Genomic DNA, 17,418 nt, shown 5'->3' on the forward strand with positions numbered 1-17,418 from the left:
CCAAGCAGTTTTGACCTTCTGTTCAGAAGTTGATGGTTTCAGCCCCGGCTGACCATGCTGACTGAAAGTGCTTGCAAAAGATCAGCTGCCAAAGCGGCCTTGCGTTTGGCTTCAGCACGTTTGTTGGAAGGCACGTCGCTGAAATCCTGGGGCAAGGCCACGATCGGGCTCAAGGCAAAAAAACCATCGGCCTGGGGCGTGGCACCCAGGTCGCGCCACAGGCCTTCCAGATCGGTTTTGATTTTCAGGCGGCGCACGGGATTGAGGGCCACACGCTGACGGTTGGACACCAGCAATACTCGCTGGCAGCCACACAGGTGAGCAAATTGGCGAGCCGTTTGCAGCAGCAGCATAGACGGGCGGTAGCCATGAAAACTCTTGGTGGCGGTTCGGATCAGGTTTTTGGCATCATCCAGTTTGTTGCTTTGCAAACGTGTGACGACCATGTCCGGGGCAGATGGATCGCCGATCAAGGAAAAAGTCAAAGAATACAAAAAATGATCACCCAGGAAAAGCTGCAGACTCATTTCGCCTTCGCGGTGACCGTCGCGCAAGGACTGCAAATACAACTGGGCAGTGTCTTTGGATTTGGTTTGCACCTCTCCAATCAACAGGGCTTGGACAGCTGAGCGCTTGAGCAAAGTGAGCAAGCCGTGTTGATGGAGCACTTCGTAGTGGCGAATCATCATCTCTACACGCTGCTGGCAACTCAAAGTGCGAAAACCGTAGGGACGGTAAATGCGCGTGAGTAATTTGGGAAAGTTAGGGACCTGCGACCACAGAACAGCATGTGAGCGCACAAAAGAAATCCATCGGCGTGTACTTGAAGGGTAAAGCAGACGCCCAATCACAATCTTGATTCGTTCACGCGGATGGTGTTTAAGTGCATTCCAGGAATCTTGCCAAGCGCTCATCAGGCCTCAGAGGGTGGGGTGTTTTTGGAGAACCAAGAAGCATACAGCACAGGCAAGACCACCAAAGTCAGCAATGTGGCCGTGATAAGTCCACCAATCACCACAATCGCCAAGGGCCGCTGTGTTTCAGAGCCGATGTCGTGGCTCATGGCCATGGGCAGCAAACCCAAAGCCGCCAGCATGGCCGTCATCAGTACGGTGCGCAGGCGCTGTTTGGCGCCCTCCTTCACCGCATCGATCACGTTGTACCCCGCGTTGCGCTGCTGTTGGAACACCGACAACATCACCACCCCGTTGAGCACCGACTGACCCGACAGCGCAATGAAGCCAATGGCCGCTGACACCGACAGCGGGATGTCAAAAATCCACAACGCCACAAAACCACCAATCAAGGCCAGCGGGACGTTCATCAGAATCAGCACAGCGCTCTTGAAAGAACCAAAGGCATCAAACAGCAGTACAAAAATCAGCAGCAGTGAAATAGGAACCACCACGGACAATCGCTGCATGGCGCGTTCCTGATTTTCAAACTCTCCCGACCAATTCACGGTGTAGTTGGCCGGAATCTTGACGTTGGCGTCCACGCGCTTTTTCATGTCACCCACGACGGAACCCATGTCGCGGCCCTTGATGAAGATACCAATGGCCATGGTGCGGCGCCCCGATTCACGGGCAATGTTCATGGCACCGCTGGTCTGTTCGATCTTGCTCACTGCGCCCAGACTGACATAACCACCATCGGGCGTGGGAATCGGGATGGCGGCCAACTCGGCGATGTTGCGACGCTCCTGGGGCAGGCGCACCGCCACATCAAAGCGGCGCTCACCATCCCACAGGGTCGTGGCACCTTTGCCAGCCAGCGCTGCTTCGATCACGTCCTGCACATCGCCCACGTTCAGACCATAGCGTGCGGCCTGCTCGCGCTGGATGTTGATCAGCAGCTGCGGCAATTCACCCTGACGGTTGATTTCGGCGCGACTGACGCCACTGACTTGCTTGATCTCGCGTTCAATGGCTTCGGCAGTTTCCTTGAGCACCATCATGTCATCGCCCGCGATCTTGATCACGATCTGCCCGTCAATCTGCGAAATTGACTCCAGCACGTTGTCGCGAATCGGTTGCGAGAAGGTGGGCTCCATGCCTGGCAGGGCTGAGACGGCGTGGTCCATCTCCTCAATCAACTGTTCACGCGTCAAGCCCTTGCGCCATTCATCAACGGGTTTCAGATCGACAAAAATCTCGGCCATGCTGATGGTTTTGGGGTCGGTGCCGTCTTCGGGTTGCCCCGCCTTGGACACCGTGGTGCGCACTTCGGGCACGCTGTGCAGAGTTTCCCGAATCTGGCGAAGGATACGCGTGGCCTCTTCGTTGGCCACACTGGCGGGCAAACGCACGTTGACCCAGATCGTGCCTTCGTTCAGTTCAGGCAAAAACTCCGAACCTAGACGGGAAGCGGCCACCATGGCCATCGCAAAGCAAGCGATGGCGATGGTCACCACCTTGCGGCGGTGGCTCAGCGCCCAGTCAAGGACCGGAATGTAAATTTGTTTGGCTTTGCCCACGATGCGGTTGTCTTGGTGCGGCAGTTTCTTGCGCAGCATCCAATAAGCCAGCAAAGGCACCAGCGTGAGAGAAAAGATCAGCGCACCGATCAGGGCCGCGGTGACCGACAAGGCCATGGGTTGAAAAATCCGGCCTTCGTGGCGTTGCAGCGCAAAAATCGGGATGTGCGCCGCAATGATGATCAGCATTGAGAACACGGTGGGCCGACCTACCTCGTTGGTGGCTTCGGTGATCACGGCTTTGCGCTCCTTGTCGCTCATGCCTTCGCCACGCACGGCCAGACGGTGCATGATGTTTTCGATCACGATCACCGCACCGTCCACGATGATGCCGAAGTCCATCGCCCCCAAACTCAGCAAGTTGGCAGGCACGCCCATGATCTTCAGACCCATGAATGTGGACAACAAGGCCAGCGGAATCACTACCACCACAGCCAGACTGGCACGCAGGTTGGACAAGAAGATATAGAGCACCAGCGAGACCAGCAGGGCGCCTTCGACCAGGTTTTTGAAAACCGTGGTCAGGGTTTTGTCCATCAGCCAGGTGCGGTCATAAAACGGCACCACTTGCACGCCCTTGGGCAGACCGCGTTCGTTGAGTTCCTGTAGTTTGGCCTTGACGCCCTTGAGCACCTCGCTGGGGTTTTCGCCTTTGCGCATCACCACAATACCAGTCACGATGTCGTCGTCCAGATCTTGGCCCACGGCGCCCAAACGCGGCACAGCGCCAATTTTGACGGTGGCCACATCGCGCACCAGAATGGGCGTTGAGTTGCGGGTGGCGACCAGCACTTGGCCAATTTCTTCAGGCGAGCGCAGCAGCCCAATGCCGCGAATGGCGAACTGTTGCAAGCCCTGGGCGACGTAGCTGCCCCCCGCGTTGGAGTTGCCTCGGCCCAGTGCATCGAGCAGGTTCTGGAAGGTCAGCTTGTGGGCGCGCAGCTTTTCCAGGTCAGGCTGCACTTCGTACTGCTTGATGAAGCCGCCCATGGCCACCACATCGGCCACGCCGGGCACTTGGCGCAGACCACGTTCTACCACCCAGTCCTGCAAGGTGCGCAGCTCGGTGGTGGTCTGGCCGTCACCGCGCAGCCGGTAGCGCATGACTTCGCCCACTGGCGTGGCATTGGGCGCGATGTTGGCTTCCACCCCGGGCGGTAAATCAATGCCACGCAGGCGTTCATTGACCTGTTGACGGACGATGTTGACATCGGCGTTGTCGTTGTAAGTGACCACGGTGAAGGACAGGCCGAACTGGGTGTGGGAGAACACCCGGATCGAATTGGGTAGCCCGGCCAGCGCCACCTCAATGGGCAGCGTGACCTGCTTTTCCACCTCTTCGGCCGCCCGCCCCGGGTACAGCGCAATCACCGTCACCTGCGTGTCGGTCACGTCAGGAAAGGCTTCGACCGACAGGTTTTTGAAGGCGATCACACCCGCCATGACAAACAGCAGCGTGCCCAGCACGATGAACAGCGGCTGGTTCAGCGCGTAATAGATGAGTTTTTTCATGGCTTGGCGGGCCCTGTGGTGTGGGCGACTTCCTGGGCCAGGCGCAGCTCTCGCGCCAGCAGCAGACCATTCTGGCTGACCACCTGTTCGCCTTCCTTGAGGCCTTCACCAATCAACACGGTTTTGGGGCCTTCGTAAGAGACTTTCACATCACGCGGCGCGAACAGGCCTGCCTCGCCTTGCACAAACACATAGTGCTGGTTGCCGCGCAGGAACACGGCTGTGGCGGGCACATCGACGCCGGGGCCAACCTGGCGTTCATAACGCACCTTGGCCAGCATTTCGCTTTTGAGCAATCGCTTGGGATTGGCCACCGCAGCGCGGATTTTGATGGTGCGGGTGGTGGGGTCGATCTGGTCGGTGACAGCCTGGATGGTGGCTTCAAAACTTTGCCCGGCCAGCGAGGGCAGCACCACGTTCACTTTGGCGCCGGGCCGCAAATCGGCCACATCGGCTTCCTGGGCGTCGATTTGCACCCACAGCGTGCTGGGGTCCGACACCACAAACAGCGGCGCGTTGCCTGCATCCGGGCGCACTTCCTGGCCGGGGTTCAGCTTGCGCTCAACCACCACGCCAGACATCTCGCTGCGCAGGCCCAGTTGCATGTTCACCCCGGTGCTGCTGCCATACAGGCTGGTGCGGGCCTGGGCGCGGGCTACTTCAGCCTGGGCACGGCTGGCTTCGGCTTCGGCTTGCTCCAGGTCTTTGCGGGCCACGACACCGGCTTCAAACAGCTCGCGCTGGCGTTTCAGGGCCTGGCTGGCCAGGGTGGCGTCGGCCTGGGCGCGCGAGGTGTCGGCCTGGGCCGCGCCAAACTCGGGCGAAGCCAATTGCGCCAGCACCTGACCTGCGCTGACCGATTGGCCCACGTCGGCGCTGATGCGCACCACACGTCCGGCAAAGGCGGCGTAAATGCGTTGGGTTTTTTCTTCGTTCCAGACGATACGGGCAGGCAATTCGACCGCGATGCTTTTGGCCGCAGCGGCGGGCGTGGTCACCAACAGCTGCAGCTGGGGGTGGCCTGCGGGGTAGCGCAGCTGGTTGTTCTGAATGATGGGGGCAGGCACGCCTGCCACAGGTTCGGGTTTGTCCTGGCAGGCGCTCAGCACGGTGAGCGCGGCCAGGCCGATGGCGGTCATGGAAAGGTGCAAAGATTTCACAAAAAGTCTCTCGCTCAAAAAGTGTTCAAAAAAGCTCAGCGTGGGGCGGCAGCGTTTTGGCGCAGCTGCCAGGCGCCTTGGGCTTTGGCATGTTCGCTGCGCACGGCCAGGGCTTCGAGCTGGGTGGTTTTCAGGGTGCGGCGGGCATCAAGCAAGTCGGTCAGCGTCAAACCGCCCTTGCTGTAGGCGGTCTCAGCCTGGGCAGCCACGCGGGAGGCTTGCGGCAAGATGTCTTGTTCATAAATCTTCAGCCGCTCGGCGCTGGCTTGCCAGGCTTGCAGCCGGCTGCTCAGCTCTGCGCGCGCTTGCAGCAGGGTTTTTTGCAGCAAGTCGCGGCTTTGATCTTCTTGCGCCAGGGCGCGGGCAATTTCGCCGTCAAAGCGCTGGCCGCCCGTCAAGGGCACAGCAATGCGAAACGCCAGCAATCGTGTGGAGGTGCCGGGGTAGTGGTCAAACGTGGTGCCCACGCTGGGGTCTGCCTGGCGCAGCGCCTGCGCGGCTTGCACGGCGGTTTGCGCCGCTTCCACGCGGGCGCGGGCAGCGATCACGTCGGGTCGCATTTCAACCAGTGCGTCGATGGCGCTGTCATCAGGCGCAGTCAGTGCTTGGGCAACTGGCCAGTCTGCCTGTGCTTGCCAGCCACCAGCTGGCACCTGTTGGCCAGTCCACAGGGTCAGGGCTTGTGCGGCTTGTTGTTGATCGAGGGTGGCGCTTTGCACATCGGCGCGGGCGCGTTCGGCTTCGATGCGCGTGCGTGATGTGTCTTGGGCCGACAAGTCACCCGCTTTCAGACGGCGCTCGGCGCTTTGGGCCAGTTGGACCGCGCTTTGGGCCATGGCCTGCACGGCTTGCAGGCGTTGCTGGCTGGCCAGCAGATCGTAAAAAGCCGCTTGCGCCCCGATTTGCTGCATCACCCAAGCATCTTGGCCGTCGGCCTGTGCGGCTTTGACCAAGCGCTCGGCCAGTTCGGTCCGCAAGGCGCGTTTGTTGCCCCGCTCCCAGGTCCAGTCCAAGCCCAGCGACTTGTCCAGCTTTTTCTCCCAAATCGATCCTTTGCCTAACCCTTTTTCCAGGTCAATCGAGGCCACACCTGCCGACAGCGTGGGTGCTGGGGCCCGGTCAGCGGTCAGCACGTCCGCGCGGGCCGCCTGCAAGGCCCTCTGTGCGGCCAGTACATCGGGGTTGCGTTGTGCTGCTTGCAGCACTTGGGTCAGGCTCAGGCTGACCGGGGTGGTGCTGGCAGGCAGCAGTGCAGTGGTGCTGACAGGTCTGGGAAGGGGCGTCACGGGGACATCGGCTGCCCTGGCCGTGACCGCGCACAGGCTGCAGCCCAAAGCGGCCAATGCGCCCAGAGGGCGCTGAAAAAACAAGTGTCGTATGCTCATGCCTCATTTATCAAGGCTGGCGCCTGACCAAGACCTGACTTGAGCTATTGATCCTGCCCTGTGAAGTTTGCAGGGTGACTTCAATCTTGCACCTTGTGGGAGCTAGCCCTGTTGGCGATCAGATGCTTTTGGAGCACAGGCTTTTCGCTTGGCTGGAAGCTCCCACAAAATCGTCCCAACAGGCAACACACGGCCCAGACTTCATCGGACCGAATCTATAAGTCGTAGCAAAAATGTAGCTTTAATGAGAATTTGGAGTTTTAAGGTCAATGCGAATACTTTTGGTGGAGGATGATCCTGTGCTGCAAGGCGTCATGCTGCGCAGCCTGAGTGACGCAGGTCACAGAGTAGACGTGGCGGGCCACTATGACAACGCGAGCCACTTGTGGCGGGTTCAGCCCTATGACGCGGTCTTGCTGGACTTGAACCTGCCCCAAAGTGATCGCCCAGAAGCAGGCATGACCAGCGGCTTGAGGCTGCTTCGCGAGCGCCGTGCCAAGGGCGATAAGACGCCGGTGCTGGTGCTCACGGCCCGCAACCGCACCGATGAACGCATTGCCGGGCTGGACGCGGGTGCCGATGATTACCTGGGCAAACCCTTTGAGCTGGCCGAGGTCGAGGCGCGTTTGCGTGCCCTGGTGCGACGCAGCCAGGGTGCAGACGACCAGACTCAGTTGGGCCAGCTGGTGCTGGACCGCAAGGCGCGCCGCATCCTGATCCACGGCCAAGAGCTGGTTTTGCCCGCCCGCGAGCTGGAAGTGCTGTGGGAACTCATGAGCCCGCCCGGGCGCACCGTCAGCAAAAAGGACTTGTCCAACAAGCTGTCGGACTTTGAAGAGACCCTGGCCGACAACGCGCTGGAGGCCTTCATCTCGCGTTTGCGCAAAAAGCTGGCGCAATCCGGAGCCACCATCCGAACCCTGCGCGGCTTGGGTTACCTCATGGAAGAAGAGCGTCCGTGAAAACACGTGTACGCTCCTTGCGTTCGCGCTTGCTCTGGCATGTCATCTGGCCTTTGGTGCTGACATGGTTGCTGGGCACGGTACTGGCGTTTGGCGTGGCACGTTATTTCACGCAGCAGGCACTGGACCGCGCACTGCTGGACGATGCCTACGCGGTGGCCAGCCATGTTCGCCATGCCGAGGATGGTGGCTTGACATTGGGGTTGACCGCGCTGGAAATGAGTGCCTTGCTCTTTGACCAGAACGAAAGACTATTTTTTGCGGTGTACCTGGAGGATGGCCGACTGTTGGCAGGGCATGCGGGGTTGCCCATGCCATCAGGCGGGATGGATCAAGGGCCGTTTTTTACCGAAATCCCTTTTCAAAACCGCATCTTGAGGGCGGTCACGCTGCCCCGTGAGAAGCCAGTGGCCTTCAAAGTCGTTGTGGCCCAGACCACCTACAGTCAAGGCCGCATGTTTGAACGTTTGCTGGTGGTGTCGCTGGCCCCTCAGGTGCTGCTGCTGCTGGGGCTGGCCTGGTGGTTGCGGCGCGTGATCCAGAAGGACGTGCAACCCCTGATGGACCTGGAAAATGCTGTGGCCCAGCGAGATGCCCGCGATTTGACGCCCGTGACGGTGTCTGGCCGCACCAGCGAAGTAAAGCGGCTGGGCGAAGCGGTCAACGCGATGCTTTTGCGCATCGCGCAAAGCGTACGCGGGCAAAAAGAGTTTGCTGGCAACGTGGCACACGAGCTGCGCACACCACTGGCCGGCATTCGGGCGCTGGCCGAATATGGCCTGGCCCAGACCGAGCCTCATATTTGGCGCGAACAACTGCACAGCATTGCCCAAAGCCAAGCCCGCGCCAGCCACTTGATTGACCAGTTGCTGGCGCTGGCGCTGGCGCAAGAGGCCATGCAGGGGCTGCAGCTGCAGCCCCTGGCGCTCGATGACGTGGTGCGCGACAGCCTGATGCGCCATCTGCACCGTGCGGACGGCTTGGGGGTTGATCTGGGTGCCCGTGGCCTGGATGTCCCGGTTCAGGTGCTTGCCCAGCGCGCCCTGCTCGAAGGGGTGCTGGACAACCTGATTGACAATGCGCTGCGCTATGGCCTGCCCCCCGGCGGTGAGCCCCGCCATGTGACGGTTGAGATCAGCAGCGATGCTGAGCGAGGCGAAGTCTGTCTGTCGGTGATTGACAACGGACCGGGCATTTCCGCTGTCCAGCGTGAACGTGTGCTCAGCCGCTGGGCCCAAGGCAGTGCCGGGGAAGCCCTCAAACAAGGCTCAGGCCTGGGCCTGGCCATCGTGGCTGAATACGCCCGCATCCTGGGTGCGACTTTTTGCCTGGCACAAGCCGATGGCAGCCAAGGCCTGAAAGTCAGCTTGTGTTTTGCGCACCGGCCGTGATGTTGACTCACTCTTGAAGACCTCGACACAGCCTGTAGTTCGACGGCTTCAGCTCAGACATGCGGTCTGCGGCCCAGCCAAAAAACGCGGCCCTGCGCTGCGGGCATGAAAAAAAACCCCCCGCAAACCTGGGGCCTGCGGGGGGTTGGGATCACCTGGCGTGCGGGACGCCGGGGTTCAACGGGGCATCAGGCCGCGGCGCTGGCCAGGGCCGCGTTGAAGGTGGCGCTGGGGCGCATGATGGCGGCCAGTTTGGCTTGGTCGGGCATGTAGTAGCCGCCAATGTCCACAGGTTGGCCCTGTACGGCGTTGAGCTCGTCTACGATCTTTTGCTCGTTCTCGGTCAAAAGCTTGGCCAAAGGTGCGAACTGGGCAGCCAGATCCTTGTCTTCGGTTTGCCCGGCCAATTCCTGCGCCCAGTACATGGCCAGGTAGAACTGGCTGCCACGGTTGTCGAGCTGTCCGGTCTTGGGCGAGGGGTTCTTGTTGTTGTCCAGCAGTTTGCCGGTGGCAGCGTCCAGGGTTTTGGACAAGACCACAGCCTTTTTGTTGCCGGTTTTGAGGCCCAGGTCTTCCAGCGACACGGCCAGGGCCAGAAATTCACCCAGTGAGTCCCAGCGCAGGTGGTTTTCTTCCACCAGTTGCTGCACATGCTTGGGAGCCGAGCCGCCTGCACCGGTTTCGTACATGCCGCCGCCGGCCATCAAAGGCACGATGGACAGCATCTTGGCCGAGGTGCCCAGTTCCATGATGGGGAACAGGTCGGTCAAGTAGTCGCGCAGGATGTTGCCAGTCGCGCTGATGGTGTCAAAGCCACGGACCACGCGCTCCAAGGTGTAACGCATGGCACGCACTTGGCTCATGATCTGGATTTCCAGGCCGGCCGTGTTGTGCTCGTGCAGGTACATCTTCACTTTGGTGATCAGCTGTGCTTCGTGCGGGCGGTACTGGTCCAGCCAGAACACCACCGGCATGCCGGAGTTGCGGGCACGGGTCACGGCCAGCTTGACCCAGTCGCGGATCGCTGCGTCCTTGACCTGGCACATGCGCCAGATGTCGCCTTCTTCCACGTCTTGGCTCAGCAGCACTTCACCGGTGTTGATGTCGGTGATGTTGGCCACGCCGTCTTCTTGGATTTCAAAGGTTTTGTCGTGCGAGCCGTACTCTTCGGCTTGCTGGGCCATCAGGCCGACGTTGGGCACCGTGCCCATGGTCTTGGGGTCGAACGCCCCGTGCCACTTGCAGAAGTTGATCATCTCCATGTAGATGCGCGCAAAGGTTGACTCGGGCATCACGGCCTTGACGTCTTTCAAGCGGCCGTCGGCGCCCCACATCTTGCCGCCGTTGCGGATCATGGCGGGCATGGAGGCGTCCACGATCACGTCGTTGGGTGAGTGGAAGTTGGTGATCCCCTTGGCCGAATCCACCATGGCCAGCTCGGGGCGGCCTTCGTGGCAAGCGTGCAGGTCGCGCTTGATTTCGTCTTGCTTGGACTGGGGCAGCGTGGCGACTTTGGCGTACAGATCGGCCATGCCGTTGTTCACATTGACGCCCAGTTCCTTGAACAAGGCGCCGTGTTTTTCAAAAGCTTCCTTGTAGAAGATCTTGACGCAGTGACCGAACACGATGGGGTGGGAGACCTTCATCATGGTGGCTTTGACGTGCAGCGAGAACATCACGCCGGTTTTGTGGGCGTCTTCGATCTCTTTTTCGTAGAACTCGAGCAAGGCTTTTTTGCTCATGAACATGCTGTCAATGACTTCGCGGTCCAGCAAAGAGACTTTGGGCTTGAGGATGATGGTTTTGCCGCTTTTGGTGATCAGCTCCATCTTCACATCGCGTGGGCGGTCCAGGGTCATGGACTTTTCACCGTGGTAGAAGTCGCCGCTGTGCATGTGCGAGACGTGCGAGCGCGAAGCCTGGCTCCACTCGGCCATGCTGTGCGGGTTCTTGCGCGCAAACTCTTTGACGGCGCGAGGCGCGCGGCGGTCCGAGTTGCCTTCGCGCAGCACGGGGTTCACGGCCGAGCCGGTGCACTTGGCATAGCGGGCCTTGATGGCCTTTTCCTCTTCTGTTTTGGGGTTTTCGGGGTAGTCGGGCAGGGCGTAGCCTTTGGATTGCAATTCCTTGATGGCAGCGACCAGCTGGCCCACTGAGGCGCTGATGTTGGGCAGCTTGATGATGTTGGCTTCCGGCTTGAGAGTCAGCTTGCCCAGTTCAGCCAAGTTGTTGGGGACGCGTTGATCGGGCGGCAACAAATCCGAAAACTCACCCAGAATTCGGGCCGCCACAGAGATGTCGCTCTGCGCCACCTCAATGCCAGCAGGGGCCGCAAAGGTGCGGATGATGGGCAAAAACGAGGCTGTGGCCAACAAGGGCGCCTCGTCAGTCAGGGTGTAAATGATCTTGGATTTGTCAGTAGCCATGGGTGTCTCACTTTTGGTCGAGGATGATGCGGAGGTCGAAAACGAGTAGGTTTTGACGCTCACTGGGGCTTCTGCGGTCTCAATGGAGGCAGATGAAACGCTATTTTAAGAGAGCCAAAGAGGGGTTTTTCTTACGCAATGCGGCGTATCGGGGCGCCAAACCACCGAACCGGTGAAAGAAGGCCGGAACGGGGCCAGGACAGGGTGCTCAGTGAATGGCTGCGTACATGATCTTTTCCTGCGTCGCATCGGTGGCCGAAAACTCCACCACCACCTTGCCCTGCTTGGCCACCAGGATGCGGTCGGACAAGGACATGACCTCGGGCAAGTAAGACGAGATCACCACCACCGCCTTGCCCGCATCGGCCAGGCGGTTGATTTCAGCGTGGATCTCGGCAATCGCCCCGACGTCGACCCCGCGCGTGGGCTCGTCAAAAATGATCACGTCCGGGTCCTGTACCAGGGACTTGGCAATCACCACCTTTTGTTGGTTCCCGCCCGACAGCTCGATCACCTTCACGTCCTTGCTGATGGCCCGCACATTGAGCAGGCGGCTCCAGTGCTCGCCAATGGCCCCCGATTTGGCCGAAGAAATGGCGCCGAACACGTTTTTGGACTTGCCCAGCAGGCCCATGTAGATGTTTTTGGCGATCGACATCGTTTCAAAAAAGCCTTCGACCTTGCGGTCCTCGGTGATGTAGGCAATGCCGTCATGCACCGCTTGGCGCGGCACCCGGTAGCGCACCGGCTTGCCGCGCAGCAGGACTTCACCGCCGTGAAAGAAGTCGCGCTTGATGAGCCCGGCCACGACCTTGAAGGTTTCGGTGCGCCCTGCCCCCACCAGGCCGAAAACGCCGGTGATTTGCCCGGCAAACACCGACAGCGAGTTGTTTTTGACCATGGAGGCCATGCGCAGATTGCGCACCGACAGCAGGCACTCACCCTGGGGCCGCACGGTGGTTTTTTTCTGCCCGTACAAGGTTTGCGACAAATCTCGCCCCACCATGGCCTGCACGATGCGGTCGCGGTCAAAGTTGGATTTGTCATCGGTCACCACATGCTGGCCATCGCGCAGCACGGTGATGCGGTCGGCCAGCAGCAGGGCTTCTTCCAGGGCGTGCGAGATGAAGATGATGGACACCCCACGCGCCTTGAGCTTGAACACCAGGTCAAAGAAGTACTTCTTTTCTTCGGGCGTCAGGCTGGCCGTGGGCTCGTCAAAAATGATGACGCTGGCCTGGTGCAACACCGCGCGGGCGATCTCCACCATCTGCTTTTTGGCAGCGCCCAGCAAGCTCACAGTGGCGGTCGGGTCCACATCAAAGTTGAGCGACTGCAAAAACTGCTGGGCGGAAATGTACACCCCACGCAAGCGGTTGAAAAACTGCTCTTGCCCCAGAAACAGGTTTTGCGCCACCGTCATGGTGGGCACCAGGCTGGTTTCCTGAAACACCATGGCAATGCCGTGCTGAAGGGCCTGCAGTGGTGTGGACAGCTGCACCTCTTGGCCGTGCACCAACATCTGCCCTGAACTCAGCGGCACGACCCCGGCCATGACCTTGGTCAGCGTGGATTTGCCCGCGCCGTTTTCGCCCAGCAGCGCATGGATTTCGCCCCGGCGCAGTGAAAAACTCACGTTTTCAATGGCGGGCACGCCGCTGTATCGCTTGGTGGCCTCACGCAACTCCAGCACCACGTCGGTGGCGCTGTTGTCCTGCTGTGCGTGTTGTTCATGTGTCATGTCCGGTCCTCCGCCTTGTTCAGATCCAGCCGCAAAAGTCGCCCCGAACCCTTGGAGGCCACCCAGAGTGCGCCTGCGCATTCGACCACGGCCGTGACGCCATGGTGGCGCCCGTCAACTTGGCTGTGCAGCGAAGACAGGATGCGCCCGTCTGCCGACACGCGCAGCACCAGCCCATACGAGCGCGGGGGCGCCCAGGGCTTGAGCATGCCCATTTGCTTGACGCCCGCGCCTTGCAAAGGCTCCAGAAAGCTGTGCCCGGAAGACAGGGCTGGGGCAATCCAGTAGCGGGGGTCAATTTCCTGGATCATGCGCTGGCGGTAAGCGGGCTCACGCAGCACAAACTCGACCAGCTGCGAGCGACAGACAAAGCAGCTCAGCCAAAAGCCGCCGCCCTTGGCCACACTCATGCGCGAGGGGTAAGCGGGCAATTCGGCCACCATGGCGCCTTGCCTCGATGCCGGGCGGACGCGGTGTTTCCAGCTCTCGCTGAACAGGGCTTGGCCGTTCAAAGACAGCACGCCAAAGGCATGGTGCAAGCCACTGGCCAGGCTCTGCACTGCGCCGGTGGCGGGCTGCCAGCGGGCCACGCGGCCGGTGTGGCCCAGCGTCATCAGGTCGTGGCACCAAGCATCGGTGCTGTGCTGTTGCGAGCCGTCGCTGAGCAAGAGCGCCCCATCGGCCTCGAAGGCCAGCGCGTTGACGCTGTGCAGGGGCTGGCCTTGCAGACTTTGCAGTGCCGGTCCGTCACTCAGGCTGCCGTCGGCTTGCTTGTGCAGCACTTGCACCTGCGTGCCGCCCAAAGCTACGGCCAGAGTGCCATGGGTTTGTGCCGCCAGGGCGGTGATGTCAGCACTGAACTCGCGCACCAGCACCGGCTGGCCATCGTGCAGACGCAGCAGGCGCTTGCCTGCGCTGATCCACAGCTGCTGGCCATCACAAGCCAGGTCGTCAATGCCCGCGATCTCGGCGGCCACGCTGGCTTCGTCGAGCTGGCGATTGGGCTTGAGCGCCCCGTCCAAGACAGGCACCGTGATGGCGGCGCTGCCGCGCCCCAGCAGCCGGTCACTCCAATTGCGCAAACTTGTCAGCATCAGCGTGCTCCCCAGCGTTGGCCGTATTGAGAAAAATTCGGGTCGGCGTTGCCCAGCTTGTAGCGGCCAATGCGGTTGTTGGAGATGCCACCCAGGTACAGGTGGCCCTGGTGCTCGCGCATGGAGGTGATCATGGGGTGGTTCTCGCCGCCCAGGTCCCACAAGGTCTCCAGGATCTCGCCCTTCTCGGAAAACTTGAGCACGCAGCCGGTGTTGATGTTGGGGAACAGCCACTCGTCAAACGGCACGCGCTTGGCCATGCGCTTGCGGAAACCGGGCATGCGCAGCGCCAGGTCATAGGCTGGGCCGCGCATGCCCACCAGGGCCAGCCAGTAGTGGCCGTCCGAGGCCAGGTTGATGTTGTCGGGGTAGCCTGGCAGGTTGTCGACCACCGTCTCAACCTGGTCCTTCTTGGGGCCGTCAAACCAAAAACGCTTGATGCAGCAGCCCCAGGTCTCGGCAAACAAGATCGACTGGCCGTCGCTGGCGATGCAGATGCCGTTTGGAAAACGCAGGCCGCGCAGCACGGTCCGGGTGCTGTTGTCGCGCGGGTCGTAGCAGACGATGCGGCCATTGCCGCGCGCTTCCAGCCCGTCGACGGCCCACTCGTGCATTTCGTAGCGCACGGTGGCTTCGCTGAAGAAGATGCGGCCATCGTCGGCGATGTCCAGGTCATCGGCCAGGCGCAGTCGGCTGTCGTCGTTGATCGAGCTCCAGCTGCGGTTGGTTTCGTCGGTCACGCGCTGCACTTCTCGCTCGGGCGTGATGCGGTACAGACCCATGCCGCCCACGCAGACCACCAGGTTGTCCTGCCGGTCAAACGCCATGCCCAGCGGCTGGCCGCCGATGTGCGCAAAGACTTCCATGCGCTGGTAGTCAGGTGCAAAAAAGCGCATCACATCGCCGTGGCGCGAGCCTGCGTACAGGTTGTTCTCGCGGTCCAGGATCACGTCTTCGGGCGCTTCGATGCGGCCCAGACCTATCGTCTCGACCGCACGCAATTTGTTGTTCAAGGTCCAGGGGCCACTGGCGTTGCCTTCGCCTTCGGCCGCGCACACTGGCGCCGGTGCCAGAGCCTGATAAGCAGGGCTCACATAGACCTTGCTGATGATGCGGTGGCGGTTTTTCAGCCAGCGGACATCAATGACAGCCGCTGCAATCAGGATGCTGGCCAGCACCATGCGCGTCAGGCCCCCCGAGACCGACAGCGATGTCAGGCCGTTGGTGATGAGCAGCACCACCAAGGTGCCCACCAGGGCTTTGGTCACCGAGCCACGGCCACCACCCAGGCTGATGCCGCCCAGCACGGCAGCGGTGAGCACCAGCACCTCCATGCCCACGTCAATGTCGGCGCCCGCCGTGGCCAGACGCGAGGCAAAAAAGCAGCCGCCCACCGCTGTCAGCATGCCGCTGGCCACATAGCTCAGGGCCACCGTGCGGCGCACGGCAATGCCACTGTTGTAGGCCGAGCGGCGCGAGCCGCCAATGGCCATGATGTGCCAGCCCACCCGTAAGCGCGTCAGCATCACATGGCCACCGATGGCCGCCAGCGCATACGCCCAAGCCACCGTGGGCAAGCCCAAAAACGTGCCATTGCCCAGAAAGTCCCAGACCACGGAGTCGGGAATGCTGCCCGCAATGGCGGTGGAATATTGCAAGCTCAGGATTTCATACACCGAGCGAAAAATGATCAGGGTGATCAGCGTGGTCAAAAAAGCCCGCAGCCTCAAGTAGCCGATCAACACCCCATTGACGGCCCCCAGCATGGCCCCAAACACCAGCGTGCCCAGCACGGCCAGCCCCACCGGCCACTTGAGCACATGTATCAGCATCAGGGCGCAAAAATTGGTCAGTGCAAACATGGAGCCGACCGACAAGTCGATGCCGCCCACGATCATCACCAACGCCATGCCCAGCACGATGAATCCGATTTCGCCGGATTGCCGCAAGGTGTCGGCCAGCATGGTGGCGCTGTAGAAGTTCGGCACCAGCTGGCCCGAAAAAAAGACCACCATGGCCAGCAGCAAGACTGGCACGGCCGTTTCCGTCCAGCGCTTGGACAGGATCTCGCCCACCCAGTGATCGGGCCAATATTTGTAGCGCAGTCGTGTCAGGGTTTCAGTCATGTGCAGACCATGGGTTGGAAGATGTACAGAACATGCGCCCAAGCCGGCAAGGGAGCACGGGCATCGCCGCCCACCTTGCCGTCATGACGCGTCGAGAGGCCGGTTACTTGGCGGCCGCCAGTTTCCAGCAGGTGCCTTCAGCGGATGCGTTTTGTTTGGTGATCGGAACCAGCGTGGTGTAGATGTTTTGCTTGGCGGCACCGGGCTTGACACCGCCTTGCACCAACCACTTGATCATGGCCGCCATGTTGCTGGCCTGGGTGGGCACGTCGTAGCTGATGTTCAGGTCAAACGCGCCGGACTTGACCATGTCGCAAGCGCCTTTTTGTTCACCGCCGCCCGAGGTGGCCAGGTAAACCTTGCCGGTCAGGCCCGCTTCCTTGACCGCAGCTGCGGTGCCAATGTCCATGCCGTCCCAAAATCCGATGATGCCGCACAGGTCCGGGTTTTGCTTGAGCACGGTCTGTGTCAGCGCCTTGGCTTTGGCAGCGTCCCAGTCTGCGGCCTGGTTGGACACCACCTTGATTGCGGGGTGCTTGGCCAGCACGTTTTCCACACCCTTGAGCGTGTAAGCGCTGGTGGCTGCGGTGGGCGCGCCCTGAACGATGGCGATCTTGTTGCTCTTGCCCTTGCAGGCCTGCACCACGGCTTCGGCATTGCGCTCGCCAATGTCCACCCAATCAGCGCCCACAAAGGCGGTGGACGGCTGGGCCGAGCGCATGTTGATCTGTACTACGTAAATGCCGTCGTCTTCGGCCTTCTTGATCAGCTTGGCGTAGGTCTGCACATCGGGGTTGTGGATCACGATGACGGCGGGCTTTTCAGCGATCAGCGCGGTGAAGGCCTGTGCGCCCGCGTTGGTGTTCCAGTTGGGGTCGCGCACCACCACTTTCATGCCAGCCGCTTCGAGTTCCTTTTTCAGGCCCGCGTGCCAGCCAATGGCCAAGTCAAAGCCAAAGGCCACGGGAATGAAGCCCACGGTCTTGCCTGCAAGGGCTTTTTTGTAGCCGTCGCGAAAGGGCTCATCCAGCCCCTTGCCCTGCGCCATGGCGGATGTGGCCGCACAAAGGCCCAGCGTCACAACAGCTGCAGCGGTGCTCAGTTTTTGAAAAATCCTCATTGCCTGTCTCCTGGTGGTTGATGAA

General features: G+C 60.9%; 11 protein-coding genes. 2 read left to right on the top strand and 9 right to left on the bottom strand.

From position 1 onward, the window contains the following. Nucleotides 1-38: 38 nt before the first annotated feature. The 4 genes from AMM33_RS17415 to AMM33_RS17430 are packed head-to-tail and all read right to left on the bottom strand — an operon-like array spanning nucleotide 39 to nucleotide 6,533. Nucleotides 39-914: a DUF535 family protein gene (locus AMM33_RS17415; protein WP_090142544.1), complete on the bottom strand. Its 876-nt coding sequence runs from the start codon at nucleotides 912-914 to the stop codon at nucleotides 39-41. Continuing rightward, a complete protein-coding gene (locus AMM33_RS17420; RefSeq protein ID WP_090142545.1) occupies nucleotides 914-3,988 on the bottom strand; it encodes an efflux RND transporter permease subunit in 3,075 nt (1,024 codons plus the stop codon). The genes AMM33_RS17415 and AMM33_RS17420 overlap by 1 nt, the downstream gene beginning before the upstream one ends. After that, the gene (locus AMM33_RS17425; protein ID WP_228768210.1) at nucleotides 3,985-5,148 is read right to left on the bottom strand and encodes an efflux RND transporter periplasmic adaptor subunit; all 1,164 of its coding nucleotides are present in this window, start codon (nucleotides 5,146-5,148) and stop codon (nucleotides 3,985-3,987) included. Before AMM33_RS17425 ends, AMM33_RS17420 begins: the two co-directional genes overlap by 4 nt. 35 nt (nucleotides 5,149-5,183) lie before the next feature. Beyond that, the gene (locus AMM33_RS17430) at nucleotides 5,184-6,533 is read right to left on the bottom strand and encodes a TolC family protein (RefSeq protein ID WP_090142547.1); all 1,350 of its coding nucleotides are present in this window, start codon (nucleotides 6,531-6,533) and stop codon (nucleotides 5,184-5,186) included. 269 nt (nucleotides 6,534-6,802) lie between these two features. On the opposite strand from AMM33_RS17430, the gene AMM33_RS17435 reads away from it, so the two are divergent. Together AMM33_RS17435 and AMM33_RS17440 are read left to right on the top strand one after the other, a co-directional pair. Next, on the top strand, nucleotides 6,803-7,495 hold the full coding sequence (locus tag AMM33_RS17435; RefSeq protein WP_090142548.1) for a response regulator: 693 nt from the start codon (nucleotides 6,803-6,805) through the stop codon (nucleotides 7,493-7,495). Next, a complete protein-coding gene (locus AMM33_RS17440) occupies nucleotides 7,492-8,886 on the top strand; it encodes a sensor histidine kinase (protein WP_090142549.1) in 1,395 nt (464 codons plus the stop codon). The genes AMM33_RS17435 and AMM33_RS17440 overlap by 4 nt, the downstream gene beginning before the upstream one ends. Nucleotides 8,887-9,074: 188 nt before the next feature. Here the strand turns inward: AMM33_RS17440 and AMM33_RS17445 are convergent, their stop codons facing one another. From AMM33_RS17445 to AMM33_RS17465, 5 genes are all read right to left on the bottom strand, one after another. Beyond that, entirely contained in the window at nucleotides 9,075-11,312 is a 2,238-nt protein-coding gene (locus AMM33_RS17445) for an NADP-dependent isocitrate dehydrogenase (protein ID WP_090142573.1), read from the bottom strand. A 208-nt stretch (nucleotides 11,313-11,520) separates the two neighbouring features. Then, nucleotides 11,521-13,053: a sugar ABC transporter ATP-binding protein gene (locus AMM33_RS17450; RefSeq protein WP_090142550.1), complete on the bottom strand. Its 1,533-nt coding sequence runs from the start codon at nucleotides 13,051-13,053 to the stop codon at nucleotides 11,521-11,523. Continuing rightward, nucleotides 13,050-14,147: an SMP-30/gluconolactonase/LRE family protein gene (locus tag AMM33_RS17455; protein WP_090142551.1), complete on the bottom strand. Its 1,098-nt coding sequence runs from the start codon at nucleotides 14,145-14,147 to the stop codon at nucleotides 13,050-13,052. Before AMM33_RS17455 ends, AMM33_RS17450 begins: the two co-directional genes overlap by 4 nt. After that, nucleotides 14,147-16,273, bottom strand: a complete 2,127-nt coding sequence (locus AMM33_RS17460; RefSeq protein WP_090142552.1) for an ABC transporter permease — start codon at nucleotides 16,271-16,273, stop codon at nucleotides 14,147-14,149. The genes AMM33_RS17455 and AMM33_RS17460 overlap by 1 nt, the downstream gene beginning before the upstream one ends. A gap of 103 nt (nucleotides 16,274-16,376) precedes the next feature. Beyond that, nucleotides 16,377-17,393, bottom strand: a complete 1,017-nt coding sequence (locus AMM33_RS17465; protein ID WP_194945535.1) for a sugar ABC transporter substrate-binding protein — start codon at nucleotides 17,391-17,393, stop codon at nucleotides 16,377-16,379. Nucleotides 17,394-17,418 lie beyond the last annotated feature (25 nt).

Source organism: Limnohabitans sp. DM1 (genome assembly GCF_001269385.1).
Lineage (GTDB): Bacteria > Pseudomonadota > Gammaproteobacteria > Burkholderiales > Burkholderiaceae_C > Limnohabitans_A.